Source organism: Tardiphaga sp. (assembly GCF_041424195.1).
Taxonomy (GTDB): domain Bacteria; phylum Pseudomonadota; class Alphaproteobacteria; order Rhizobiales; family Xanthobacteraceae; genus Tardiphaga.
Genome location: NZ_JBGMOE010000130.1, coordinates 1 through 1,342, shown reverse-complemented (window position 1 = coordinate 1,342; position 1,342 = coordinate 1). Strand labels below are relative to the sequence as shown.

Below are 1,342 nucleotides of genomic sequence, written 5' to 3'. Positions count from 1 at the left end.
TTTTAGACGCCGATCACCCCGCTAACGGGGTCCCTTTTGCACGCCGGTCCACACCCATCCGGGTTTCGGCGGGCGAGCTACCTGCCCCACGTCTATGCGGCGGAAGCGAAGTATTCATTGCCCACCGGCCTGCTCGACGCGCTCGTCTGGACGGAATCCCGCTATAACCCCCTTGCTGTCAGCCCGGCAGGCGCTGCGGGCCTTGGCCAGCTGATGCCAGCAACGGCAAAGGAACTCGGCGTCTTCAATCGCTTTGACCCCATGGCCAATATCTTCGGCGCGGCGCGGTATCTAAGGCAGATGCTCGACAGGTTCGGCGTGGTTCACCTCGCTGTCGCGGCCTACAATGCCGGTCCAGGTGCAGTCGAACGCGCGGGCGGTATACCGCGGAATGGCGAGACGCCCGGATATGTCCGCGACGTCCTTCGCCATTGGCGCTTTTAGCGGTCTATCCGCAAGTTAGCCGAAACAGAGGCAATCGACGGATTGTTGCCGGGCTGGACCATTTCGCAAGCAAGCGACTGCACGGGAATTTAGCTGCTTTTGGCCTCGGCTGGGTACTTGGCTACAATCTGCATTACCTCCTTACCCCACAACGCCAACGCCTCGCGCTTCTCGTTGGTATACTGGTGTCGGTGATAGACCCCCGCCACACCGGCCATAGCTGATCCTGACTGGTGATTGAGGACCGCTTCAGAAACCACCAGAGGTATGCCGAGACGCTGGAGGCCAGTTGCCACCGTCCGCCGAATGTCATGCATTGTGAAGTGACCGGCTTCGTAGCCGAGCTTCTCGTCCACACTTGCTCTGATCCGCTTCCATGCTTTCGAGAGGCCGCTAACGCTGTTCGTGCTGGTGACCTTCGATGCCAACAGAATCTGGGATTGCTTGTGGGCGTCGTCAGGGTCGATCCCCGCAGCCATGAAGACCTCGGTGATTACTGCAAGGGCCTGCGCGGACAGCGGCACTACATTCGCTTTGCCATTTTTCGCTCGGTCACCTGGGACGGTCCAGACCTTCGCCTTGAAATCGAACTCGTCACAAGCTGCATCAAGCACTTCTCCCCGGCGTTGAGCCGTAAGGACAAGCATCTGCACAAGGTGACCGAACGGATAGCCATCCTCGACCGCAGATTGCCATAGCGCCGCGAGTTCTCGGTCGCTGAGTACGCGATCACGAGGTTCATTCCGCTTCGGACGCCACGCGTCCCGGCAGGGATTAGCAGGCATATGCTCGAGTCTGGTGAGCGCCCACGTGTAGAAGGTCGAAAGATGGCGATAGACGATCCGCGTGACCTGCCCCCCGAAAGGTCCCTCATTCTGATGTAGAGTCTGCTCACGAC

The 1,342-nt window shown here is 59.8% G+C and carries 2 protein-coding genes; one reads left to right on the top strand and one right to left on the bottom strand.

The window, feature by feature from the left end:
• Positions 1-36: 36 nt before the first annotated feature.
• Complete coding sequence (locus ACEK02_RS17660) at positions 37-444, top strand: lytic transglycosylase domain-containing protein (protein WP_371422883.1); 408 nt, start codon at positions 37-39, stop codon at positions 442-444.
• Between the two features lie 89 nt (positions 445-533).
• On the opposite strand, the gene ACEK02_RS17655 is transcribed toward ACEK02_RS17660, so the two are convergent.
• Positions 534-1,342, bottom strand: an 809-nt coding sequence (locus tag ACEK02_RS17655; RefSeq protein WP_371422882.1) for a site-specific integrase, incomplete at its 5' end; no start/stop codon positions are given.